This window comes from Staphylococcus pseudoxylosus (genome assembly GCF_003697915.1).
Classification (GTDB): Bacteria; Bacillota; Bacilli; order Staphylococcales; family Staphylococcaceae; genus Staphylococcus; species Staphylococcus pseudoxylosus.
In genome coordinates this window covers 15,637-40,718 of record NZ_RCVN01000014.1, presented here as the reverse complement: position 1 = coordinate 40,718, position 25,082 = coordinate 15,637, and the positions used below count along the sequence as shown (strand labels likewise).

Below are 25,082 nucleotides of genomic sequence, written 5' to 3'. Positions count from 1 at the left end.
TAAATAGGATATATTAAATTAACGCCCTATAAGATTGTCAATTTATGTCAATCTTGTAGGGCGTCTTTATATTATATAAATAATTAGAAAGTGTTTATTCTTTAATCATTTGTTTGACCTTATTAAGATCTTTTTCGACAAAATCTCCAGGTTTTTTAGTATATTTACTAACAAGGTAAGTTACAATCACACTTGCCAAGAAACCCGGTATGATTTCATACATACCAAATATTTCATTGATATTAGCTAAAGGTTTTATCCAAGCAATCCAGATAATAACAACTACTGCACCTGTAATCATTCCAGATAAAGCCCCTGCATGTGATAAACCTTTCCAGTATAGTGAGAAGATGACTAAAGGACTGAAAGCAGCGCCAAATCCTGCCCAGGCATTTCCGACTAAATTTAAAATAGTATCATTTGGTGACCAAGCAATCCAAATAGCAACGATGGCTACTAACAATACAGATAACCTACCAACCAAGACGAATTCTTTTTCGTGTTCGCGGGCTTTATCTTCTCCACGAATTAATTTATAAAAGTCTTCAGTTAATGAACTAGAAGTTACAAGTAACTGAGATGATATTGTACTCATAATGGCTGCCAATATCGCTGCTAATAAGAAACCACCTACAAGAGGATGGAATAAAATCTGACTCATGACAATAAATAGTGTTTCAGAATCTTCTAATTGAATATTGCGTTCAGAAATAAATGCAATACCAGTGAGACCAACTGCTACAGCGCCTAACAAACCTATAACCATCCAACTTATGCCAAGTCGTCTTGCTTTAGGTAACAGTTTATGTGTTTTAATAGACATAAATCTAACGATGATATGTGGTTGTCCGAAATAGCCTAAACCCCAAGCAAATAATGAGATAATCCCTAATACTGTGGTACCTTTAAATAAGTTCATATTTGTTGGTTTCATTTCAGCTACCTGTCTAAACGTATCTAAACCACTGAGCTCTATGAGAGCAACAATGGGTACCATGACCATGGCAATTAACATGATAACGCCTTGGAAGAAGTCTGTAATCGAAACTGCTAAGTAACCTCCAAAAAAAGTATAAAATATGACAATCGCAGCTACTATAATAAGCCCCCAGTGATAGTTCATACCAAAAGCACTTTCGAATAATTTGCCCCCTGAAACAAAACCAGAGTGTGTATACAGCGTGAAGAAAACTACGATAATTAAACCAGAAATAATTTTTATATAATTATTTTGATCATTCAGTCTATTTTTGAAAAAATCTGGTAATGTAATCGCATCGCCTGCGAGTTCAGTATAAACTCTCAACCTAGGCGCTACGATAAAGTAGTTCACATATGCGCCTAATGAGAGACCGATTGTTATCCACATTGCTGAAAGCCCTGTGCTATATACAGAACCAGGTAATCCCATAATCATCCAACCACTCATATCCGATGCACCAGCTGAAAGAGCGGTGACATAAGGACCAATACTTCTGCCTCCAAGCATAAATTCACTTAAATTACTTGTAGACTGTTTATACCCATAATAACCAATAACGAGTAGTATAATGAAATATATTACGATCATAATATAAGTTTGCCAACTCGCATGAACTTGATTAGCTAATGAAGTGCCCAAAATCAGCATGGTTCATCATCTCCCTTTGTCTTTATCTATTAAATTGTTGTACATGAATGATTATACAATGAAATTTATAAATAAAGTAGTACTATTTTTATTTTTTAACGACATATTACTTTTCACAACATATCGTTAAGCGCTTACATATTTATATTGTAATGATACACTCGTTATAAATTTTTGTGATTTAATATGCAAATAAAAGCAACGAATCTATAGATAAAGCTAATGAACCCATTACAATTTAAAAAAATAATTGGTATAACTTACTAAATTAAATCGTTTTAATTTGTGTATATTATTGAAAAACTTAGATTTTTGGACGGAATTTTGGTACAATTTTGTAATGAATGAGTAAAAAGGAGGCTTTTATTTAATGGCTAAAGTTACACGAGAAGAAGTTGAACACATCGCTAATTTAGCAAGACTTCAAATTACTGAAGATGAAACTGCAGAAATGCAAAACACTTTAGAAAGTATTTTAAACTTTGCTAACCAAATAGATACAGCGGATACAAGTAACATTGAACCAACATATCATGTATTAGATTTACAAAATGTATTACGTGAAGATAAAGCAGTCGAGGGCATTCCCCAAGAGCTTGCATTAAAAAATGCTAAAGAGACGGAAGATGGACAATTTAAAGTACCATCTATCATGAATGAGGAGGACGCTTAAGATGACGATCCGTTATGAATCTGTGGAGAATTTAATCAGCTTAATCAAAAACAAAGAAATAAAACCATCACAAATTGTTAATGACATTTACGATGCAATTGAAGAAACGGATCCAACTATTAAATCATTTCTTGCGTTAGATAAAGAAAATGCAATTAAGAAAGCACAAGAGCTTGATGAGTTACAAGCTAAGGACCAAATGGAAGGTAAGTTATTTGGTATCCCAATGGGAATTAAAGATAACATCATTACCGAAGGTGTGGAAACAACTTGTGCTAGTAAAATGCTAGAAGGATTTGTACCGATTTATGAATCAACTGTAATGAACAAGTTACATAATGAAAATGCGGTACTTATCGGTAAATTGAATATGGATGAATTTGCAATGGGTGGTTCAACAGAAACATCTTATTACAAAAAAACAGTGAATCCATTCGATCATACCGCCGTTCCAGGTGGCTCATCTGGTGGTTCAGCAGCAGCTGTAGCAGCAGGCTTAGTACCGTTTAGTTTAGGCTCAGATACTGGTGGTTCAATCCGTCAACCAGCTGCATACTGTGGTATCGTAGGTCTAAAACCAACATATGGACGTGTATCTCGTTTTGGTCTTGTTGCATTTGCATCATCATTAGATCAAATTGGGCCATTGACACGTACGGTTAAAGATAATGCTCTAGTATTAGAGGCAATTACAGGTGTTGACGAAAATGATTCAACAAGTGCGCCTGTTGAAGCAGCTGATTATACAGCTGACATAGGAAAAGACATCAAAGGTCTTAAAGTAGCTTTACCAAGTGAATATTTAGGTGAAGGTATTTCTGATGAGGTTAAAGATTCAGTTAAAGAAGCAGTTGAAACACTGAAATCATTAGGTGCAACAGTTGAAGAAGTTTCATTACCTAATACGAAGTATGGTATTCCATCTTATTATGTTATTGCATCTTCAGAAGCATCATCTAACTTATCTCGTTTCGACGGTATAAGATATGGCTATCATTCACCTGAAGCTAATTCATTAGAGGAATTATATAAAATGTCTAGAAGTGAAGGTTTTGGTGAAGAAGTTAAACGTCGTATCTTCTTAGGTACATTTGCATTAAGCTCAGGCTATTATGATGCTTTCTACAAAAAATCACAAAAAGTTAGAACTTTAATTAAAAATGACTTTGATCGTATTTTTGAAAATTATGATGTTGTAGTAGGACCTACTACACCAACTACTGCATTTAATTTAGGTGAAGAGATTGATGATCCACTTACAATGTATGCGAACGATTTACTAACAACGCCTGTAAACTTAGCAGGGTTACCAGGTATCTCTGTACCGTGTGGACAATCAAATGGTCGACCAATTGGCTTACAATTTATTGGTAAACCTTTTGATGAAAAAACATTGTACCGTGTCGCTTACCAATACGAAACACAATTCAATTTTCATAATGAATACGAAAAATTATAAGGAGTGGAAATCATGCATTTTGAAACAGTTATTGGGCTAGAAGTCCATGTTGAGTTGAAAACAGATTCTAAAATGTTCTCATCATCACCAGCGCATTTTGGAGCGAAACCAAACTCAAATACAAATGTAATTGACCTTGCATATCCTGGTGTCTTGCCAGTAGTAAATAAACGTGCAGTTGATTGGGCTATGAGAGCATCAATGGCATTAAATATGGAAATTGCTACGGAATCAAAATTTGACCGTAAAAACTATTTCTATCCAGATAATCCAAAAGCATATCAAATATCACAGTTTGACCAACCAATTGGTGAAAATGGTTATATTGATATCGAGGTTGATGGAGAGACGAAACGTATTGGTATCACACGTTTACACATGGAAGAAGATGCTGGTAAATCAACTCATAAAGATGGCTATTCTTTAGTTGATTTAAATAGACAAGGTACGCCATTAATTGAAATCGTATCTGAACCAGACATTCGTTCTCCACAAGAAGCGTATGCTTACTTAGAAAAATTACGTTCTATTATTCAATACGCAGGCGTTTCTGATTGTAAAATGGAAGAAGGTTCACTACGTTGTGATGCTAATATTTCTTTACGCCCATATGGTCAAGAAGAGTTTGGTACAAAAGCAGAACTTAAAAACCTAAATTCATTTACGTATGTTCGTAAAGGTCTAGAATATGAAGAAAAACGCCAAGAAGAAGAATTGTTAAACGGTGGGGAAATTCTTCAAGAAACACGTAGATTTGATGAATCTAATGGTAAAACATTATTAATGCGTGTTAAAGAAGGTTCTGATGACTATCGTTATTTCCCGGAACCAGATATTGTTCCTTTATACGTTGACGATGAATGGAAAGCGCGTGTTCGTGAAACAATTCCAGAATTACCTGATGAAAGAAAAGAGAAATATGTTAATAAATTTGGTTTACCAGCTTATGATGCACATGTACTTACACTCACTAAAGAAATGTCAGATTTCTTCGAAGGTGCTGTAGCACAAGGTGCTGATGTCAAATTAACATCTAACTGGTTAATGGGCGGAGTGAACGAGTACTTAAATAAAAACCAAATTGAATTATTAGATACTAAACTTACACCTGAAAACTTAGCTGGAATGATTAAATTAATCGAAGACGGCACAATGAGTAGTAAAATCGCTAAAAAAGTATTCCCAGAACTTGCTGAAAATGGTGGGGATGCGAAGCAAATTATGGAAGATAAAGGCTTAGTTCAAATCTCGGATGAGGCAACGCTTCTCAAATTTGTAAATGAAGCATTAGATAATAATGAACAATCAATTGAAGACTATAAAAATGGTAAAGGTAAAGCGATGGGCTTCTTAGTTGGTCAAATTATGAAAGCTTCGAAAGGTCAAGCAAATCCACAACTAGTCAATCAATTATTGAAACAAGAATTAGATAAAAGATAATAGTTCACACATAGATATTTATTAATTGCAAAATTGTAATCATGTGTACTAGATTTTCTATATACTCATACTAGTAGGCTGGGACAATATAATTGTCCCAGCCTTAAACATTATATTACAACAGCTAAAGTCCCACTTCTTATGAAATAAGTTAGTGGGACTTATGCATGAGCGCAAGCTCAAGTAATCATTAAACCCCACTTCTTATGAAATAAGTTAGTGGGACTTATGCATGAGCGAGTTCAGCTAAACCTTATAGTCCAACTAATACAAGTCATCGTCAAGGGGAGGAAGAAATAGTTTTAAAGAAATCAAATTTCTTTGCCTCTCTTGTTCTTATACACACGGTTATGTATTTTCTTTTAAAATTTAACCTAAAATGCTTTTATCATCTATGTAAATCATTTAATATAGGTAATGAGTATACGAAGTTGAGGGATAAATTATGAGAAAACGAGCTAGAATCATTTATAACCCAACATCTGGCAAAGAACTTTTTAAACGTACGTTACCGGATGTTTTAATTAAATTAGAAAAAGCAGGTTTTGAAACAAGTGCTTATGCAACTGAAAAAGTCGGAGATGCCACAACAGAAGCAACACGTTGTTTAGAACAAAATTACGATGTACTCATAGCCGCTGGTGGTGATGGCACTTTAAACGAAGTTATCAATGGTATAGCAGAAAAAGCCAATAGACCGAGTTTAGGTATCATTCCAATGGGCACTGTTAATGATTTTGGTCGTGCGTTACATTTACCTACTGATATAATGAGTGCGATTGATGTTATCATTGAAGGTCACATTACGCGTGTAGATATAGGGAAAATGAATAGCCGCTATTTTATTAATTTAGCCGCAGGAGGACAATTAACTCAAGTATCGTATGAAACACCGAGTAAATTAAAATCCATTGTTGGACCGTTTGCATATTATATAAAAGGGTTTGAAATGTTACCACAAATGAAAGCAGTAGATATCCGCATTGAATATGATGACGAATTATTTCAAGGCGAAGCCCTGTTGTTTTTACTTGGTTTGACAAATTCAATGGCAGGTTTTGAGAAATTAGTACCTGACGCCAAATTAGATGATGGTTATTTTACTTTGATTATCGTTGAAAAGGCGAATCTTGCAGAACTAGGTCATATAATGACTTTAGCATCAAGAGGTGAGCATACGAAACATCCAAAGGTACATTATAAAAAAGCGAAATCTATAAGTATTTCCTCGTTTACCGATATGCAACTTAATGTAGATGGCGAATATGGTGGTAAACTACCAGGTAATTTCTTGAACTTGAAACAGCATATTGAAGTTTTTACACCAAGCGATATACAAAATGAAGAAATAGTTGAACAATAAAATACAGAATAAACTACGAGGTTAGGTCAGTCTATAAATATTCCCTAACCTCTTTTAGTGTGGGGTGAAATAATGAACGCAATTCAAAAAAATGAAGTCGTAGAGGGTAAAGTTGTAGATTTAACGCACGAAGGGCATGGTGTTGTTAAATTCGATCGCTATCCTGTTTTTGTTCCTAATGCATTAATTGATGAAATAATTGAATTTAAAGTGATTAAAGTGAAAAAGAATTTTGCAATAGGTAAATTAATGACTATTAAAGAACAAAGTGAGTCGCGTGTAGAACCACCATGTGTCTATTATTATAAATGTGGTGGTTGCCAGTTACAGCATATGACTTACCAAGCACAATTAGATATGAAAAAAGAACAAGTGATAAATTTATTTCAACGAAAAGCAGGATTTAAAGATGTGGTTATACACGATGCGATTGGAATGGATAATCCTTGGTATTATAGGAATAAATCACAAATTCCAGTAGGTAAAAATAATGAACATGAAATAATAACTGGGTTTTATCGTCAGCGCAGTCATGACATAATCGATATGGATGAATGTTTAATACAAGATCGTTTACATCAAGACGTAATAAACAAGGTTAAAGTATGGTTTAACGAACTTAATGTGAGTGTTTATAATGAACATCAGAAGCAAGGATTAATGCGTCATGTCGTTATTAGAACGGGACACCACTCAAGGGAATTAATGGTTATTTTTGTCACAAATGGCAAAAAATTTAAACAAAGTGACATCATAACAGATAGATTAGTAGCGGATTTTCCAGAAATTGTCAGTGTTAAACAAAATATAAATACAACACATTCTAATGTAATCATGGGAGACAATTCATATACTTTATATGGAAAAGATGAGATCGAAGATACATTATCTGATGTTACATTCAAAATTAATGATCAATCATTTTATCAAATTAACTCCATACAAACTGAAAAGTTATATCAACGTGCTATAGAATATGCTGAATTACAAGGTGAAGAAGTTGTGCTTGATACGTATTGTGGCATTGGTACTATCGGATTATACATGGCTCCAAAAGCGAAACATGTCTATGGGGTTGAAATTGTTCCTGAGGCAATTAAGGATGCACAGTTAAATGCGACTATAAACCAATTTGAAAATACTACTTTTGTCTGTGGCAAGGCCGAAGATGTTATCTTAAAATGGGAATCAGAAGGAATTAAACCAAATGTAGTAATGGTTGATCCACCACGAAAAGGGTGTGACGAAACATTTTTGGAAACATTATTGGAATTAAAACCCAAAAAGATCGTCTACATTTCCTGCAATCCATCAACACAGCAACGTGATGCTCAATTACTAGCACGTCATTATAAATTAACGCAAATAACACCTGTAGATATGTTCCCACATACAACACATGTTGAAACAGTTGCGCAATTTGAGAGACTTTAGATTTAAATCATTAAGTTAATTGGATGTTTTATTATATATAGTAATTGTGAAATTAATTAATAAGTTGTTTACTGAGTATTGCAGATTATTGCAAATCGAGTAAGTTTGTTAAAATTTAATTACAAGCAACTAACTTTCTTGAAAAGCCCTTTATTAGTGGAGATAATCGTTGTATACTCTAGGTAATAACGAATGACATGGAGGGTTGACTGATGTTCAAAATTGATTTATTTTCAAGCAAAAAGGCGCTTGAAGGCTTTATATTATTTCAATTTACGATTGTGATGATTAGCATTTTAGTATCTTATAAATTAGCTTATTCTATGACACATATTATTGAACAGAATATTGTTTTAAATTTGTTGCTTGGCATAATAGGTTTTGCAGTTGTATACTTTTTACATGAATTTATTCACAACATTATGTTTCGAATGTTTGCAAAAGGTAATAAACCTACATATCGTATTCGATTAGGTTTAATGACAACACATATGCCCAATGTTTATTTTAAAAAATGGCAGTACATCAGCATCATGTTAGCTCCATTAGTCATCATTACAAGTGCGCTATTCGTATTATTTTCTTTCTTTGCATATTCATCGCTGATATTCATAGCATGTTTCCACATAGGATACTGTGTGTTGGATTTGTACTTTCTATCAGGTGCTTTTAATAAAAATGTGCAATTGATTGAAGACACAGAAGATGGTATTACATTTTACACTAAAGCTTCACTCCAAGACTTACAAACAGAAGCAAAATAGCATATATTTAATATAAATTGTTTTTAATGAGAGAGTTAGGATTCTACTATTAAAATACATATTGACGATACGTTCAGTGTGTATTTTAATAGCTAGAACTAACTCTTTTTTAATGAGCAAATTTGAAGAATTAAAATATAGTAAATTGTAAGATATAAGTAATGTGAAATTTGAAAAATAGTCAAAAGAGGAGGTGAGGTCATTGTCAGAGAGAAGAATCATTCATATTGATATGGATTATTTTTTTGCGCAAGTTGAAATGAGAGATAACCCTAAATTAAAGGGGAAACCAGTTATTGTAGGTGGTAAAGCAAGTGGTAGAGGTGTTGTTTCTACAGCGTCTTATGAAGCGAGAAAATATGGTGTCCATTCTGCAATGCCCACCGCTCAGGCCCATAAACTTTGTCCAAACGGTTATTATGTAACACCTCGGTTTGAAGCTTATAGGGAAGCGTCTGAACAGATCATGAATATATTTAAAAGTTATACGGATATAGTTGAGCCACTTTCATTGGATGAGGCCTATCTAGATATTACACATCTTGTCAGACCGGATTTACCCGCTTCTCATATTGCACAATATATACGAAGAGACATTTTTGAAGCGACAAAACTCACTTCATCTGCAGGTGTCTCTTATAATAAGTTTCTAGCAAAGTTAGCTAGTGGGATGAACAAACCCAACGGTTTAACTGTAATTGATTACCATAACGTACACAATATATTGATGACGTTAGATATTGGTGATTTTCCGGGGGTAGGTAAAGCTTCGAAAGAAAAAATGCATGAGCATCATATATATACGGGGCAAGATTTATATGATCAAAGCGAGCGAGAGCTTATTAGGCTGTTTGGTAAAAGAGGTCACGGTTTATATAACAAGGCAAGAGGGATAGACCATAATCCGGTTAAATCAACGAGGGTTAGAAAATCTGTCGGCACAGAGCGAACATTTGCTACAGATATGAATGATGATGATGAAATATTACAAAAAGTTTGGGAATTAAGTAATAAAACAGCAGAACGGTTAGCTAAATTGCATAAATCAGGTAAAACAGTTACCGTTAAAATAAAGACATTTAAATTTGAAACATTATCAAAGCAACGTAGCTTACGTGATCCCGTACGGAACGAAACTGATATCTATAATGTTGCATATAGTTTATATACTGAGTTAAAAGATTCCGATACACCTATTCGACTTATAGGTGTAACCGTAGGGAACCTAGAAAAGGCGACATTCGAAAATATGACAATTTATGACTACATTTAAATTGGTTTAATTTATATAACTTTAACAATTTAAATATCTTAACCATGTTTAGTCTTTATCTCTTAGGTCTTTACCATATACCTTAAGCATACTTGGTAAATTGTCATAATGTTTTAAAAGTCTAAATGTAATCATAGCACAAGCTTTAGCATCGTTTAGGGCATCGTGATGGCCATGAAAATCTAAATTGTAATATTGCATCATATAGTTTAAGCCGTAACGGTGATGATGAATTGTTCTTCGTGATAATTGAAGTGAACAAAAATAAGTCATGCACGGTGTTTCAACTCCTAATGATTTAACACTTTCATGTAATACAGTCATATCAAAAGCTGCATTATGAGCTACTACAGGTAAATCACCTATAAACTTTAACATGTATGGGTACACAGTTTTAAAAGTAGGTGCGTCTGCAACTTCTTCGGGATGAATGCCATGAACTGCAATATTTTGTTGTGAAAAGAAATCATTAGGATTAATGAGCGTGTAAAATGTTTCTGTTATTTGATGATTAACAACTTTAACCATCCCAATAGAACAAATACTTGTACGTTTTCCATTTGCAGTTTCAAAATCTAGTGCAATAAAGGCGTCTGAATTCATGTTATATGGTTCCTTTCTTAATACTAATATGTAATGACTTTATATAAATATGGCAAACTAGTCAAGTTAACAAAACGATTCAAAGTGGCTTTTATAACTAGTTTAAAATAAATGATATTGTGGAAGAATATAAAAAAGAGGGAGTGGCATATGAATCATTTTAACAAAAATTGGTTTCTAATCTGCTCTCTTTATGGTTTACTCAAGTTGGGCATGGAGTATAAAAAAATAAGATATTTATGCAATGTTATTTTAACAGCATAAATATCTTATAAATGGTTTAAATGTAAGATGAGACTTAGGCTTCCTCGTCGAAAGAACGTGCAGCTAGTTCTTTTTCATAAAGATAGAGTGTATTACTATCATCACCAATACGATTTAAATAATCGATGTGTGTTTCAAACATAGCTTCTTCTTCAACTTGTTCATCTAAGAACCAATTTAAAAATGAAATTGTCGCGTAATCTTTATCTTTATTGGCTAAATCAGATAGGTTATAGAATCTACGTGTAACATCTTGTTCTTGCGCTAAACCATCTTTAAATGTTTCTAAAATACTTGAGAATTCTGTTTTTGGTGCAGAGATAGAACTAAATAGTGCATGGCCACCACGGTCATTAATGTAGTCGTATATTTTTTTACCATGGAAACGTTCTTCTTTAGCTTGTTGGATATAGAAGTTAGCAAACCCTTCGTAAGAATTATCATCACAAAAAGCAGCCATAGCCATATATGCATGAGCTGCATAAAATTCATGATTCATTTGTTCATTTAACGCATTCAATAAGTCTTCATTTAACATAATTAATAAGCCTCCAATGCTTTTTTTTAAGTATATCAAAACTATTCATCGTAGTAAATTATACACAATAACGATAGTAAAAATGCAACGGTAATTTAGATTTAGAATTGTTTGGAATACAACATAATCATGTTATAATATTCTAGTGAAGAGTAGAAGGAGGAAGTATATGAGACATTGGACTGCAACCCGATTAGCAAAAATGGCTAGGCAAGCGAGTAGAGCTGCCGGTAAAAAAGGTACAGATTTGCCAGGTCAAGTTGCTAGAAGAATAGATAAAAATATATTACGAAAATTAGCTTCTCAAGTTGACGAAATTGTCTTCATTAGTGGTACAAATGGGAAGACGACAACTTCGAATTTAATCGGTCATACATTAAGAGCTAATGATATAGAAATCATACATAATAATGAAGGCGCAAATATGGCTGCAGGTATAACATCAGCTTTTATTTTGCAAAATAATAAAGATACAAAAATTGCAGTTATTGAGATAGATGAAGGGTCAATTCCAAGAGTGCTTAATGAAGTAACGCCGACAATGATGGTTGTTACGAATTTCTTCCGAGACCAAATGGACCGTTTTGGCGAAATCGATATTATGGTCAATAACATAGCAAATGCAATCAATAATAAGGGAATTAAGTTGCTATTGAATGCAGATGATCCATTTGTTAGTAGATTAAAAATAGCTAGTGATACAGTTGTTTATTATGGGATGAAAGCACACGCTTATGAATTTGAGCAAAGTACAATGAATGAAAGTCGTTATTGTCCAAACTGTGGTCGATTATTACATTATGATTATGTACAATATAACCAAATCGGACACTACCATTGCGAATGTGGATTTAAACGTGAAGATGCAAAATACGAAGTATCTCAATTTACACTTACACCATTTATTAATTTAGGTGTAGGAACAACTACATTTAATATGAAAATAGCCGGTGATTTTAACGCGTATAATGCGATAGCAGCATACACAGTTTTAAAAGAATTAGGTTTAGATGATGAAGGGATACGACAAGGTTTCGAAACTTATACTTCGGACAATGGGCGTATGCAATATTTTAAAAAAGATAGTAAAGAGGCAATGATTAATCTTGCGAAAAACCCTGCTGGAATGAATGCAAGTTTATCTGTGGGAGAACATTTAACTGGTAGTAAAGTTTATGTGTTGAGTTTAAACGATAATGCAGCAGATGGTAGGGATACATCATGGATATATGATGCAGATTTTGAAAAGTTAACGAGACAGCAAATTGAAGCCATTATTGTTACAGGTACACGTGCTGAGGAATTGCAATTACGATTAAAACTTGCTGGTGTTAACGTACCGATTATTTTGGAAAAGGATATATACAAAGCAACGGCTAAAACAATGGATTATAAAGAAAGCCTCACCGTGGCAATTCCAAATTATACTTCACTTGCACCAATGCTAGAACAATTAAACCACTCATTTGAGGAGGTCAAAGTGAAATGAATGAATTAACGATTTATCATTTTATGCCAGACAAATTAAATTTATATAGTGACATAGGTAACATTATTGCATTAAAGCAACGTGCTAAATTAAGAAATATTAAATTGAATGTTGTAGATGTTAACGAAACAGAAGGTGTTACATTAGATGGGTGTGATATATTCTTTATTGGTGGTGGAAGTGATAGAGAACAAGCCCTTGCAACAAAAGAGTTAAGTAAAATTAAAGATACTTTAAAAGAAGCAATTGAAGATGGGATGCCAGGTCTAACAATTTGTGGAGGATACCAATTTTTGGGTAGTAAATATATTACTCCTGAAGGTATAGAACTTGCGGGCTTAGATATATTGGATTTTTATACAGAATCACAAAAAGATCGTCTTACTGGTGATATCGTCATACAAAGCGAAACTTTTGGTACAATTGTTGGCTTTGAAAATCACGGCGGTCGCACATATCATCCATATGGTACGTTAGGCAAAGTAACACATGGTTATGGCAATAACGATGATGAAGCGGCAGAAGGTATTCATTATAAAAATCTATTAGGCACGTATTTACATGGTCCAATTTTACCAAAAAACCATGAAATTACAGATTACTTATTAGAGAAAGCTTGTGAACGTAAAGGTATAGAATTTGAGCCTAAACAAGTGGATAATACAGAAGAAGAAGCTGCTAAAAGAGTAATTGTTGAGCGTGTACAGAAAAATAATTAATTAAAATTAAAGAATTTACGATAAATGTTCTGAATAAAGTGTATTAAGCGTTTATGTTAATACGATAGCATGATTTAAAGCTGATGCAAAAGAGTGGTACAGAAATTATTTTAGTTAAAAATAATTTCTGTACCACTCTTTTTTATTATGAATCATTAGTTGGTAAATGTAATTATATATCAATTGACTAATTATAATGTTATTAAGCGAAACGATGATCTAATATACGATAAATTAATAGTATTTCATAAATGATGTGACTCTTGATTTGGTTTTCGTCAAATTCATCTAAACCTTTGACTGATGTCTTGAGCAATGAAGCGTGACGTGGCTGGCGCTCAAAATGTCCAGTAGCATAGATGTTATTTATACTCTGTGCGATATAAAGGATCGCCAATTTTTCTTCATGGCTAAATGTGACATTAGTATCTTTCGGTAAGTAGACTAAGTTTGATAAATGAGTTATAAATAATCTATTCGTGTGTGATCGAGTAGTTAATGACTTTAACCGTAACCAATCGGAGTCATTATGTTTATGGTAACTAAGTTCGTCTTTTTGATAAGCTAGCAACATCTCCACTTTCTGATTAATGTCAATTAAAGTATTTAACTGGCGATAAGGTGCACTTTTGGTAAATTTACCAAGTAGGAGTTGACGCATTCTTAAATTAAAAAGAGCGTACATTTTACGTTCTGAAGTATTAATTGAAGATTCTAATTGCTCATAATACTTTGGAGGTAAAATGATAAAGTTTACAAGGCCTGCAGTTACAAGGCCGATAATAGCTGTTAAAAGTCTGGAAAAGAAGTTAAAGAAATAAGCATCGTGAATACCTGGAATCATGGCCATTGCTGTGAGTGTTGCAACAGTTGTACCTACGTGTAAATTTAATTTTGTACACAAAATGATTGTAAATGTTGCACTAAAAGCATAGGCAAAAGGTGATTGATCACCGAAGATAAATGTAAATACTACGGCAAATAAAGCGCCAATAATTGTTGCTGGCAGTCTTCGATAGCCTTTTTTCAGAGAAGCTTTAGCAGTCGGTTCAATCGTAACAATTGCTGTTAAAATTGCAAAAATAGGGTTTAAGTCTAAGGCTAAACAGAAAAATGCTGTTAAAAATGTAGCTAACCCTGTTTTGATTGTGCGTGCGCCAATAATCTTTTTATACCAAATGTCATTCATAGAAAAACTCCTAATGGTATGTATAGTCGTCAAACCAATATGAAATATTAAAAGTAGTCATGTCATTCGTTCCATAAAATGTTAAACTATACATGTTAAAATTTTCTAATTTATTATATCAAAAAAATTCTGCTATAATAAGGGAGAATATAATATATATAAAGGAACGGGATAATATGATCGTAAAAACAGAAGAAGAATTAACAGCTTTAAAAGATATTGGTTACATATGTGCTTTAATAAGAGATAAAATGCAAGCTGCCACTAAACCAGGTGTAACTACTAAAGAGTTAGATGATATAGCAAAAGTATTATTTGAAGAACATGGTGCAATCTCAGCACCAATTCACGATGAGAACTTCCCAGGTCAAACGTGTATCAGTGTGAACGAAGAAGTTGCTCACGGTATTCCTGGTAAGCGTAAAATAAATGAGGGTGATTTGGTAAACATTGATGTATCAGCCTTAAAAAATGGTTATTATGCAGATACAGGCATTTCATTTGTAGTTGGTGAAGCCGACAATCCTTTGAAACAAAAAGTATGTGACGTAGCACTAGAGGCCTTTGAAGCAGCGATGACTAGAATTAAACCAGGTGCGAAACTAAGCCAAATTGGTAAAGCAGTGCATGCAACTGCACGTAAAAACAACCTTACTGTAATTAAAAACTTAACTGGGCATGGTGTTGGCCAATCATTACATGAAGCACCAAACCACGTGATGAACTATTACGAACCAAAAGATAAAACGTTACTAAAAGAAGGTACAGTCATAGCAGTAGAACCATTTATTTCTACAAAAGCAACATACGTTACTGAAGGAAAGAATGAATGGGCATTTGAAACAAAAGATAAAAGTTTTGTGGCTCAAATTGAACATACTGTCATTGTGACAAAAGATGGACCAGTATTAACTACTAAAATAGATTAGATAGTGTTTCGGTCTAAAGTCCTAATATAAGATGGTTCCGGAGCCTATATTAAAGGTTCCGGATATTTTTTATAATAGAAGCTAATCAATCATGAGGTGATTCTATGAATTATATTAAGACTTACTTAGAAAAAATGACAAAAAACACTTTCTATACTAGTTTAGTAGAATATAGACAGTATTTAGATAAAAAATTAAGAAGTATTGAAATGTACATAAATTACTTACTCGAAAGAAAAGTTTATGTAGCAAAATTAATTGATAATTTAACCTTATCATTAGAAAATAAGTATATTGATATGATAGATGAAGATTACATTTATTGTGCTCAAGAGATTGAGGATATCGAAATAGATAGAATAAAAAATGATTTAAATGAAATGGAAGCAGACTACGCTCGAATCGAATCCGATCTATCACAACAAGCAGTTGAAAGAGCAAATATCGAAACTGAGTGTGATTTAATCGAACGCATAAGTTTAGTCGCTTGAAGAAAGGTGGCGAAACATGACTCATAAATATATATCGACAGAGATGCTTATTGTTTTTACAGCATTGATGATTATTGCCAATTTTTACTATATTTTCTTTGAAAAAATTGGCTTTTTACTTGTTTTATTACTTGGTTGTATTTTAGTTTATGTAGGTTATATTTATTTTCATAAAGTACGTGGACTACTCTCGTTTTGGATAGGGGTCTTGTTAATTGCATTTACGTTGCTTTCTAATAAATACACGATTATAATCTTGTTTGTATTTTTAATAGTACTTATTGTGAGATACATTATTTATAGATTTAGACCTTTAAAAATAACTGCTGCAGAAGAAGAAGTAGATACGCCAGATTTTATAAAGCAAAAATGGTTTGGTGAACAACGTACACCTGTATATGTATATAAATGGGAAGACATACAGGTACAACATGGTATTGGAGATATCCATATCGATATGTCGAAAGCGGCAAATATTAAAGAGAATAATACGCTAGTTATCCGTCATATTATTGGGAAAGTACAAATTATTGTCCCATTGAACTACAATATAATATTGCATTTCACGACGTTATATGGCAATGCTTATGTAAATGAGACGTCCTATAAAGTCGAGAACAATAATATCAAAATTATCGAGGAAACTAAAGAGGATAATTATGCTGTAAACATTTATGTTTCGTCCTTCTTAGGTGATGTTGAGGTGATTTATAAATGAATCACTATATTAGAGCAATAGGTTCAATGTTGATATTAGTTTATAGTACATTTTTTGCTATATTTTTTATTGATAAAGTATTTGTTAATATTATGTATTTTCAAGGTATGTTTTATACGCAAATATTTGGTATACCCGTCTTATTATTTTTAAATCTAATGGTTATTTTGCTCTGTATTATTGTAGGTTCTGTATTAGCATATAAAATAAATCAACAAAACCATTGGTTAAAAGACCAAATAGAAAGGTCGATAGAAGGGCAAACTGTAGGGATAAATGATCAAAATATAGAATTGTATAACGAAACCATTGAGTTATATCAAACGTTAGTCCCTTTAAATCAAGAAGTACATAAATTAAGGATGAAAACGCAAAATTTAACAAATGAATCATATAATATTAATGATGTAAAAGTGAAAAAAATTATTGAAGATGAACGACAAAGGTTAGCGCGCGAACTACATGATTCGGTGAGTCAGCAGTTGTTCGCAGCTAGCATGATGTTATCAGCAATAAAAGAAACAAAATTAGAAGCCCCTTTAGATCAACAAATTCCAGTACTAGAGAAAATGATACAAGATTCTCAGCTAGAAATGAGAGCTTTATTATTACATTTAAGACCTATAGGCTTAAAAGATAAATCGCTTGGTGAAGGTATTAAAGATTTAGTTGTAGATTTACAGAAAAAAGTACCGATGAAAGTTATACATGATATAGAAGAATTTAAAGTACCTAAAGGTATAGAAGATCATTTATTTAGAATCACACAAGAAGCTATATCGAATACATTAAGGCATTCAAAAGGAACTAAAGTGACCATAGAGTTATTCAATAGAGATGATTATTTATTATTGAGAATACAAGATAATGGTAAAGGCTTTAATGTAGATGATAAGGTAGAACAAAGTTATGGTTTGAAAAATATGCGTGAACGTGCACTAGAGATTGGTGCAACGTTTCATATTGTGTCACTACCTGATGCAGGTACGAGAATTGAAGTTAAAGCCCCATTAAATAAGGAGGATTCATATGCCGATTAAAGTTTTATTTGTGGATGACCATGAAATGGTCCGAATTGGAATATCTAGCTATTTATCAACACAACCAGACATTGATGTTGTAGGAGAAGGGAAATCCGGAAAGGAAGCAATTGAAAAGGCGCATCAATTGAATCCAGATTTAATATTAATGGATTTGCTAATGGATGATATGGATGGTGTTGAAGCAACTGAACAAGTGAAAAAAGATTTACCTCATATGAAGGTAGTCATGCTTACGAGTTATATAGAAGATAACGAAGTATACCGTGCGCTTGATTCAGGTGTGGATAGCTACATTTTAAAAACAACGAGCGCTAGTGATATTGCAGAGGCAATAAGAAAAACTTATAACAATGAATCGGTTTTTGAAGCAGAAGTTTTAGTTAAGATGAGAAATAGGATGAAACAACGTGCAGAATTATATGAAATGTTAACAGAGCGTGAGATGGAAATCTTATTATTAATTGCAAAAGGCTACTCAAACCAAGAAATAGCAAGCGCCTCACATATTACAATTAAAACCGTTAAAACACATGTAAGTAATATTTTGAGTAAATTAGAAGTACAAGATAGAACACAAGCTGTTATTTACGCTTTTCAACACAACTTAATTCAATAAATTACAAAGTATTTAATAAATAAAGGCTAAAACAGAAACGTAATCATTTAATACGTTGAGTTTTAGCCTTTATTTTTATTAAGCTAGTCATCTCGCCATCTAAGAAGGGCGAAAATTTTTAAATAAATTAGATTTTTATCCTACTCTCATGACTAGAGATATTGTAGTATTGTTAAATTTTATTGGTTATTATCTTTGCTATTGTTTGAATCAGTAGCTAAATTTACATCTTCTGAATTAGAGTCTTGTTGTTCAGAAGGCGTATGATTTTGCTTGATTTCCGCAAAAGTTTGTTCTTCAGGTGTCTTACCAACAACAACTTTTCTTTGATGGAAAATTGCATTGATTTCGGCACCTATAATGATAATAAAACCAGTGATATATAACCAAAGCATTAATATAATAATACCAGCGATACTACCGTACGTTTTAGAATAATTGGAAAAATTAGATATATATATACCAAATAAGTATGAACCAGCTAAGAAAACGATAGTTGCGAAGATAGCGCCAGGTATGACAGACATTAACTTAATTTTAACATTTGGCGCTAAGGTATATAAGACCATGAATGCAATCAAGACTACAATTACTGGAAGTACATAGCGAATTGTATCAAATACCCATTTCACTTGTTCTCCAAGTCCAAGTGGACCAAATAATAAATCGCCAATTTGTTGACCAAATGTCGGTAATACAAGTGCTACTGGCATAACGATGATCATAGCTAATGTAAATAAAACACTAAATAATTTTGAAACAATAAAATTTCTACTATCTTCAACATCGTAGGCAACGTTAAATGAATTCATCAATGCAGTCATTCCATTTGATGCTGACCATAATGCTAAGATTAAACCTACAGATAAAATACTACCGCTAGCATTACTCATGATATCGCCAATGATATCAGCTACCTGTGAAGCATAAGCAGGTGGCACATGATCTTTAATCATGTCTCTAATGGTAGATTGTTTTACACCGACTACAGGAACTATTGATAATAAAAATAATAGCATTGGGAATAGGGATAACATAAAATAATAAGACAGTTGTGCTGATAAACCAGATGCGTCATCTTTTCCTATTCTATATACCAAATAAGAGAAAAAATTAGAATCTTTGGTATATTTTGCTGGTTTGTTAATACGTGATACAAAGAACGCTTGATTGTCCTTTTTGGGTGATTTTGATTTGAATTCGTCAGGTGTAATATATGTACGATCACGTTTAATCTGTTCACTACTATTTTCGTTTGAGTCCTTATTTTCCATCTCTTTAGCAGAATTTAAAAAGTTAGAATTCGTTTTTTCTTTTTTAGACATATCAAAACTCCTTATGTATTTATATTTTTAATATACTTTAAAATGATAATAAGGTAAATATGTGTTGCAATATTCTTACTATAAACATGAAATGAATAATTACAGATAATATTGTGAATCATAAAATAATATAAAAAGGAGCGAGACAGAAATCAAAATTTTAATTTGATTTCATGTTTCGCTCCGAGTGAGAGTGATTGATATCTAAAAAATTAAAATGACTAATACTTAGTATTTAAATATCAATTATTACTGTGTATTGAATTGCTATAAAGTTACAAACATAGAATTTCAGTTTGTTAATAATAACCCATCAGCATACAATGTAATACCTCATGTTTATTTCAGAGACTTCATTAGCTGTTTAAACGATTGTTTTTACGTTCGACAAATGTGTTTTTAGCTTCTTTTATTGAACGTTCCAATTCGGGATTATTGCGTCTGATTTCTTCAACAACATCTTTCCAGTAAAATACTTCATCTTTTATATTATTAATTGCAGATGGTTTTTGAGGACGGTTGCCTTCTTTTCTATCTTTGATAGATTGTTTTAAAGACTGTCTTGTTGATTTGTCTGCTAATGTTGCTGCACCTCCGATGATGGCACCTATTAATATTCCTGGAATTAATTTGTTTTGCATTATATTTTACCCCTCTCTTAAGTTTGCATCTTTAATTATAAAATTAATTAAATTATCACAAGATGATTGTACCATTTTATAAACACCTTCGAAATTATTTGTATAATAAGGGTCCGGCACATCAGTCTCGTCCATATCACTAAAGTCTAACAATTTGTATAATTGACCTTTAATGTTAGGATTGATTTGTTTAATGTTCTCTACGTTACTTTGATCCATTGCAATGATATAGTCAAAGTCATCATTAGGTTGAAACAATTCGCTAATCATACCATCGAATGGTATGTTATGCGCGTTTAGAATGGCTTGAGTCCCTTCATGAGGAGGTTCTCCTAAATTCCATTTCCCTGTACCTTTAGAGGATACATTGATATCTTGAATGTTTCTATCTAGTAATTTTTGTCGCATAATGGCTTCTGCCATAGGTGAGCGACATATGTTACCTAGACACACGAATGCTACAGTTGTCATATGAGTACCTCCAAATTTATATAATCCTCATTCCCATTTTAAAGCTTTTTCAATCATTTCTAAAGGGGGAATTATGATAAAAGTTTTACAAGGTAGTTAAATTTGATAAAATGAGAAAAAAAGAGGTGAATAATTTGGCAAATAATAATGAGCAAATGATAGACGAAATAAGAGGGCGCTTAAATCTTGTGAATCAAAGCGTGATTGATCCGGAGAAGTTTAAAACAGCGAATGAACAAGAGATTCGTGAAATTTATGATTATGTAACATCAAAGGCGTCATTTACGCCAAGTGAAGCATCAGCTATTGCAGAGGCACTTGGTCAGATTCGTCAATAGGAATGGAGTGAGTATATATGACTCAATTACAAGATAAACTCAAACAATATGCCGAACTTTTAGTAGGTGTAGGTATGAATGTTCAAAAAGATCAACCAGTATTTATTCGTTCGAGCGTTGATGCGCTTGAGTTAACACATTACATAGTAGAAGCTGCTTATCAACGTGGTGCTTCTGACGTTAAAGTCGAATATAGTGATGATAGGTTATCACGTTTGAAATTTGAAAATGAAACAGTAGAACATTTTGAGCAAAATGAAGTTAAATCATATGAAGTTGAAAAACGCATGGATTATGTTAAAAGAGGTGCAGCAAATCTTGCGTTAATTACTAAAGACCCTGATTTATTAAGTGGTATAGATGGAGATAAATTATCCGCTTTTCAACGAGAGTATTCAATGGCATATAAAGGGTATATGGAAGCGAGTCAAAAAAATCAATTTCCTTGGTGTGTAGCAGCATTTCCATCTAAAGCATGGGCAAAACGTGTCTATCCAGAACTATCAGAAACAGACGCATACTATAAATTTATTGATGAAGTACTAGATATTGTGCGTGTAGATGGTAACGATCCAGTTACGAATTGGCAAAAACACGTGGACAATTTAAGTCAACATGCTAAAAGGTTGCAACTTAAAAACTATAAAGCTTTTCATTATGTGTCAGAAGGTACAGATTTAGAGATTGGTTTACCTGAAGGGCATATTTGGGAAGATGCTACGAGTTATACAAGTGAAGGTCAAGCTTTTGTAGCTAACATACCTACAGAAGAAGTTTTCACTGCACCACATCGATTGAAAGTTAATGGTTATGTTACGAATAAATTGCCTTTAAGCCATAATGGCAACATTATTGATAATTTTACGTTAACATTTAAAGATGGCGCTGTAGTTGACTTTAAAGCTGAAAAAGGAGAGTCAGTATTACGCGACTTGTTAAATACTGATGAAGGTGCAAAACGTTTAGGAGAAGTAGCACTTGTACCTGATGATTCACCAATATCAAACAGAAATACGATTTATTATAATACATTATTTGATGAAAATGCTTCATGCCACATTGCTTTAGGTGCGGCATATGCTTTCAATATTGAAGGCGGCACAGAAATGACAACGGATGAAAAAATAGAACACGGACTTAATGATTCGTTGGTTCATGTCGATTTTATGATTGGTAGCCGCGATTTAACTATTTATGGCATTACACAAAATGATGAAAAAGAACTAGTATTTGAACAGGGAAATTGGGCAAAGTAAGATATAACGGTTTATAAATTTACAGTGTTTTGATGTGATTTCAGAACGCTGATTTTTATTAGTTAAAAGCAAAGGAATGGATTATATTATGGGAAATGTAAAGCGTAAGTCAATGTCTGAATCAAGAAGTGTTAAGGAACGACAAGTATTTCCGCAAGATACAAACCATTTACATACAATGTTTGGTGGTATGTTGATGGCAAATGTGGACGAAATTTCTGCAATAACTGCAACGAAACATAGTAATTCTCAAGTAGTAACAGCTTCAACAGATTCTGTAGATTTTTTAAAACCGATTAAAACTGGTGATATTGTGTCATATGAAGCTATGGTGTCATATGCAGGACAATCATCAATGGAGGTTTGTGTACAAATCATTATAGAAGATATTATACGAAATGAGCGACATTTAGCAGCGTTAAGCTTTTTAACTTTTGTTGCACTAGATGAGGATGGTAAACCACAAGAGGTACCTCAAGTTTATCCAGAGACACAAACTGAAATGTGGTTTCATGACACGGCGCTTGCACGAGTGAAACGTAGAAAAGAACGTAGAAATGAAAGTAAAGAAACCATAGCATTCTTAGCAAATGCTCAAAATATGAAATAGAGATTGGAACGACGAAATCTAATATAATGATAAAAAAAGCGGCTAGGACCATTAATGATCTTAGCCGTTTTTTTATCATATTAGTATAGCTCGAGCCCATTTTATTTTTATAATTGAATTTAAACTATACGATACATTTGATTAGTATTTAAAGCATCGTATGTAATGAGTGCATATCTTTTTCTTTTTCTTTAAAATCAGTTTTTGGATAATACATGTTTTTTACAAGAACATTAGGGCCAAGACAACTAAATGATGAACAATGACAATTCAGTGATTGTGCGAGTGAGGAATTTAACCAATGGTTAAATACATCGGGTAATTTATCATTTTTAATATTTGAAATAGTGCCGTTTTCGTCTCCGAAATCTGTGACAATCACATTACCTGTAAACACATTAATATTTAATCTGTTTCTACCATCTGGGTCATTGCGCATTGTGACATTTGGCGTATCACGCAAACGTTGAAGCAACGCTTGGTCATTTTCGTCATTAATACATGGATAAATGGGTAGCGTACCAAATAGCATCCATAAGTCTGGATCACGTAAATCTAAAAGTTGGTGTATCGCTGCTTTCATGTCTTTAAGTGATAATACGTCTAATTGACTTGCAAAATCTGCAGGATACATCGGGTGAATTTCATGTCGCTGACATTTCATATCATTAACGATTTCTTTATGAATCTTTTCAAGATGTGGTACAGTACTTTGATTTAACATTGTTTCAGCTGAGACAAACATACCTTGATCAGAGAGAGTGCTAGAATTTGTAAGCATCTGATCATATAATTTAAGTTTGGCTTTTAAAGGAGGTTGTTTATCCATGGCTCCAAAACCAACGTCTGTAAATTCATCGATGGTACCCCAATTGTGGGAAATGTGCATAACGTCTATATATTCAGCGATATCTAAATAGCGATCTAGTGGTAATGTAAGATTCGAATTCATTTGCGTATAGATACCACGGTCGTAAGCATATTTTAATAATGGTTTAACGACATTTTTAATAGATTTCTTCGAAAACATAGGTTCTCCACCAGTAATCGACATTGTTTTAAGATCTGGTATCTCATCAAGGCGACGATAAATTAAGTCCATAGGCAGTGGGTCAGGGTCGGCTGTTTGCAATGTATAACCAACCGCACAGTGACTACAACGCATATTACATAAATTAGTCGTAGTAAACTCTATATTACTTAACGTTAAACGATTGTGTTCTTGCATGTCATTGTAAGCTTCCCAAGGGTCATTGTTTATTGAAATTGGTTTCTTTGAATTAGTCATGTGTAGATTTAGCATAAATTAAACTTCCTTTTTATTAACTTTGTACTTAGGATAATTGAAAATAAATATATTTTAGTAATTGCATCATAGCATAATAAATAATTTAATTTATAAGTAGTGATGTGATTTATAAAATGATGTATGTATGATTTTGGAGGAATGAAAACATTAAACAAACCAGACATTCAATTTAATATTATTAAGACTATACCAAAATTTGTCAAATCCATGTTAGGATATAACTATCATAAAAAAAGGAGTCATTTTTAAAAATGGATGAAAATCAAACAATTGATCAAATAAAGGCTAGATTAGAAAAATTTATCGATGACATTGACCATGTTAATCCAGATGAAGTTAAAGTAGAAGATATTGATGAGTGGATTGGCTTGCTCGATCAACTAGAAGAAAAAGTTAAAACTGTTTCAAGCTCTTCTGACTCAAATAACGCATAAGTAAATGAAAATAAGAAACTATGTTTAAATCCTAGTTATTTAGTCTATATTATATGTAGAACT

26 protein-coding genes are annotated in these 25,082 nt (G+C 32.8%); 18 read left to right on the top strand and 8 right to left on the bottom strand.

Annotation, left to right across the window (positions count from 1 at the left end; translation table 11 throughout):
* Positions 1-94 precede the first annotated feature (94 nt).
* Positions 95-1,630, bottom strand: coding sequence for a sodium/proline symporter PutP (gene putP, locus D9V42_RS12205; protein ID WP_122065166.1), 1,536 nt, complete (start codon positions 1,628-1,630; stop codon positions 95-97).
* A gap of 370 nt (positions 1,631-2,000) precedes the next feature.
* On the opposite strand from putP, the gene gatC reads away from it, so the two are divergent.
* The 7 genes from gatC (at position 2,001) to dinB (ending at position 10,036) form a co-directional block, all read left to right on the top strand.
* Positions 2,001-2,303 carry an Asp-tRNA(Asn)/Glu-tRNA(Gln) amidotransferase subunit GatC gene (gene gatC, locus D9V42_RS12200; RefSeq protein WP_029378965.1) on the top strand — a complete coding sequence of 101 codons (303 nt, stop codon included), beginning with the start codon at positions 2,001-2,003 and terminating at the stop codon, positions 2,301-2,303.
* A 1-nt stretch (position 2,304) separates the two neighbouring features.
* Entirely contained in the window at positions 2,305-3,762 is a 1,458-nt protein-coding gene (gatA, locus tag D9V42_RS12195; protein ID WP_122065164.1) for an Asp-tRNA(Asn)/Glu-tRNA(Gln) amidotransferase subunit GatA, read from the top strand.
* 12 nt (positions 3,763-3,774) lie between these two features.
* The gene (gene gatB / locus D9V42_RS12190; RefSeq protein WP_122065162.1) at positions 3,775-5,202 is read left to right on the top strand and encodes an Asp-tRNA(Asn)/Glu-tRNA(Gln) amidotransferase subunit GatB; all 1,428 of its coding nucleotides are present in this window, start codon (positions 3,775-3,777) and stop codon (positions 5,200-5,202) included.
* 445 nt (positions 5,203-5,647) lie between these two features.
* Entirely contained in the window at positions 5,648-6,565 is a 918-nt protein-coding gene (locus D9V42_RS12185; protein ID WP_017723481.1) for a diacylglycerol kinase, read from the top strand.
* Between the two features lie 72 nt (positions 6,566-6,637).
* Positions 6,638-7,999 carry a 23S rRNA (uracil(1939)-C(5))-methyltransferase RlmD gene (rlmD, locus tag D9V42_RS12180; protein WP_122065159.1) on the top strand — a complete coding sequence of 454 codons (1,362 nt, stop codon included), beginning with the start codon at positions 6,638-6,640 and terminating at the stop codon, positions 7,997-7,999.
* Between the two features lie 212 nt (positions 8,000-8,211).
* Positions 8,212-8,763 (top strand): DUF3267 domain-containing protein, encoded by a 552-nt coding sequence (locus D9V42_RS12175; protein WP_122065157.1) that lies wholly within the window; start codon positions 8,212-8,214, stop codon positions 8,761-8,763.
* 202 nt (positions 8,764-8,965) lie between these two features.
* A complete protein-coding gene (gene dinB, locus D9V42_RS12170; protein ID WP_107555500.1) occupies positions 8,966-10,036 on the top strand; it encodes a DNA polymerase IV in 1,071 nt (356 codons plus the stop codon).
* Between the two features lie 48 nt (positions 10,037-10,084).
* Here the strand turns inward: dinB and D9V42_RS12165 are convergent, their stop codons facing one another.
* Both D9V42_RS12165 and ftnA read right to left on the bottom strand, forming a co-directional pair.
* On the bottom strand, positions 10,085-10,639 hold the full coding sequence (locus D9V42_RS12165; RefSeq protein ID WP_107555501.1) for a 3'-5' exonuclease: 555 nt from the start codon (positions 10,637-10,639) through the stop codon (positions 10,085-10,087).
* Positions 10,640-10,937: 298 nt separating this feature from the next.
* Positions 10,938-11,441 carry an H-type ferritin FtnA gene (gene ftnA / locus D9V42_RS12160; protein ID WP_107555502.1) on the bottom strand — a complete coding sequence of 168 codons (504 nt, stop codon included), beginning with the start codon at positions 11,439-11,441 and terminating at the stop codon, positions 10,938-10,940.
* Positions 11,442-11,610: 169 nt separating this feature from the next.
* On the opposite strand from ftnA, the gene murT reads away from it, so the two are divergent.
* Both murT and gatD read left to right on the top strand, forming a co-directional pair.
* Entirely contained in the window at positions 11,611-12,930 is a 1,320-nt protein-coding gene (gene murT, locus D9V42_RS12155; RefSeq protein ID WP_122065155.1) for a lipid II isoglutaminyl synthase subunit MurT, read from the top strand.
* Positions 12,927-13,649: a lipid II isoglutaminyl synthase subunit GatD gene (gene gatD / locus D9V42_RS12150; RefSeq protein WP_122065154.1), complete on the top strand. Its 723-nt coding sequence runs from the start codon at positions 12,927-12,929 to the stop codon at positions 13,647-13,649. The genes murT and gatD overlap by 4 nt, the downstream gene beginning before the upstream one ends.
* Positions 13,650-13,851: 202 nt before the next feature.
* Here gatD and D9V42_RS12145 read toward each other — a convergent pair whose 3' ends face one another.
* On the bottom strand, positions 13,852-14,838 hold the full coding sequence (locus tag D9V42_RS12145; protein WP_107555505.1) for an FUSC family protein: 987 nt from the start codon (positions 14,836-14,838) through the stop codon (positions 13,852-13,854).
* A gap of 176 nt (positions 14,839-15,014) precedes the next feature.
* Between D9V42_RS12145 and map the strand changes: the two genes are divergently transcribed.
* The 5 genes from map to vraR all read left to right on the top strand — a co-directional run bounded on the left by map (position 15,015) and on the right by vraR (position 18,635).
* A complete protein-coding gene (gene map / locus D9V42_RS12140) occupies positions 15,015-15,767 on the top strand; it encodes a type I methionyl aminopeptidase (protein WP_039069016.1) in 753 nt (250 codons plus the stop codon).
* Positions 15,768-15,871: 104 nt separating this feature from the next.
* On the top strand, positions 15,872-16,258 hold the full coding sequence (locus D9V42_RS12135) for a hypothetical protein (RefSeq protein WP_107530776.1): 387 nt from the start codon (positions 15,872-15,874) through the stop codon (positions 16,256-16,258).
* Positions 16,259-16,274: 16 nt separating this feature from the next.
* Positions 16,275-16,976 carry a cell wall-active antibiotics response protein VraT gene (gene vraT / locus D9V42_RS12130; protein WP_107555506.1) on the top strand — a complete coding sequence of 234 codons (702 nt, stop codon included), beginning with the start codon at positions 16,275-16,277 and terminating at the stop codon, positions 16,974-16,976.
* Positions 16,973-18,016 carry a sensor histidine kinase VraS gene (vraS, locus tag D9V42_RS12125; protein ID WP_107530778.1) on the top strand — a complete coding sequence of 348 codons (1,044 nt, stop codon included), beginning with the start codon at positions 16,973-16,975 and terminating at the stop codon, positions 18,014-18,016. Before vraT ends, vraS begins: the two co-directional genes overlap by 4 nt.
* Positions 18,006-18,635, top strand: a complete 630-nt coding sequence (vraR, locus tag D9V42_RS12120; protein ID WP_017723494.1) for a response regulator transcription factor VraR — start codon at positions 18,006-18,008, stop codon at positions 18,633-18,635. Before vraS ends, vraR begins: the two co-directional genes overlap by 11 nt.
* Before the next feature lie 179 nt (positions 18,636-18,814).
* Here the strand turns inward: vraR and D9V42_RS12115 are convergent, their stop codons facing one another.
* The 3 genes from D9V42_RS12115 to D9V42_RS12105 form a co-directional block, all read right to left on the bottom strand.
* Entirely contained in the window at positions 18,815-19,960 is a 1,146-nt protein-coding gene (locus D9V42_RS12115) for a YihY/virulence factor BrkB family protein (protein ID WP_122065152.1), read from the bottom strand.
* Positions 19,961-20,316: 356 nt separating this feature from the next.
* The gene (locus D9V42_RS12110; protein WP_107555508.1) at positions 20,317-20,601 is read right to left on the bottom strand and encodes a hypothetical protein; all 285 of its coding nucleotides are present in this window, start codon (positions 20,599-20,601) and stop codon (positions 20,317-20,319) included.
* Positions 20,602-20,607: 6 nt separating this feature from the next.
* Positions 20,608-21,072 carry a low molecular weight protein-tyrosine-phosphatase gene (locus D9V42_RS12105; RefSeq protein WP_107555509.1) on the bottom strand — a complete coding sequence of 155 codons (465 nt, stop codon included), beginning with the start codon at positions 21,070-21,072 and terminating at the stop codon, positions 20,608-20,610.
* Between the two features lie 134 nt (positions 21,073-21,206).
* Here D9V42_RS12105 and D9V42_RS12100 point away from each other — a divergent pair, with 134 nt between their 5' ends.
* The 3 genes from D9V42_RS12100 to D9V42_RS12090 all read left to right on the top strand — a co-directional run bounded on the left by D9V42_RS12100 (position 21,207) and on the right by D9V42_RS12090 (position 23,276).
* A complete protein-coding gene (locus tag D9V42_RS12100) occupies positions 21,207-21,410 on the top strand; it encodes a DUF1128 family protein (RefSeq protein ID WP_017723498.1) in 204 nt (67 codons plus the stop codon).
* A gap of 17 nt (positions 21,411-21,427) precedes the next feature.
* Positions 21,428-22,666, top strand: coding sequence for an aminopeptidase (locus D9V42_RS12095; protein ID WP_107555510.1), 1,239 nt, complete (start codon positions 21,428-21,430; stop codon positions 22,664-22,666).
* Positions 22,667-22,754: 88 nt separating this feature from the next.
* The gene (locus D9V42_RS12090) at positions 22,755-23,276 is read left to right on the top strand and encodes an acyl-CoA thioesterase (protein WP_107557956.1); all 522 of its coding nucleotides are present in this window, start codon (positions 22,755-22,757) and stop codon (positions 23,274-23,276) included.
* A 148-nt stretch (positions 23,277-23,424) separates the two neighbouring features.
* On the opposite strand, the gene yfkAB is transcribed toward D9V42_RS12090, so the two are convergent.
* Complete coding sequence (gene yfkAB / locus D9V42_RS12085) at positions 23,425-24,564, bottom strand: radical SAM/CxCxxxxC motif protein YfkAB (RefSeq protein WP_167456108.1); 1,140 nt, start codon at positions 24,562-24,564, stop codon at positions 23,425-23,427.
* A 272-nt stretch (positions 24,565-24,836) separates the two neighbouring features.
* On the opposite strand from yfkAB, the gene D9V42_RS12080 reads away from it, so the two are divergent.
* Positions 24,837-25,019: an SE1561 family protein gene (locus D9V42_RS12080; protein WP_107555513.1), complete on the top strand. Its 183-nt coding sequence runs from the start codon at positions 24,837-24,839 to the stop codon at positions 25,017-25,019.
* Positions 25,020-25,082 lie beyond the last annotated feature (63 nt).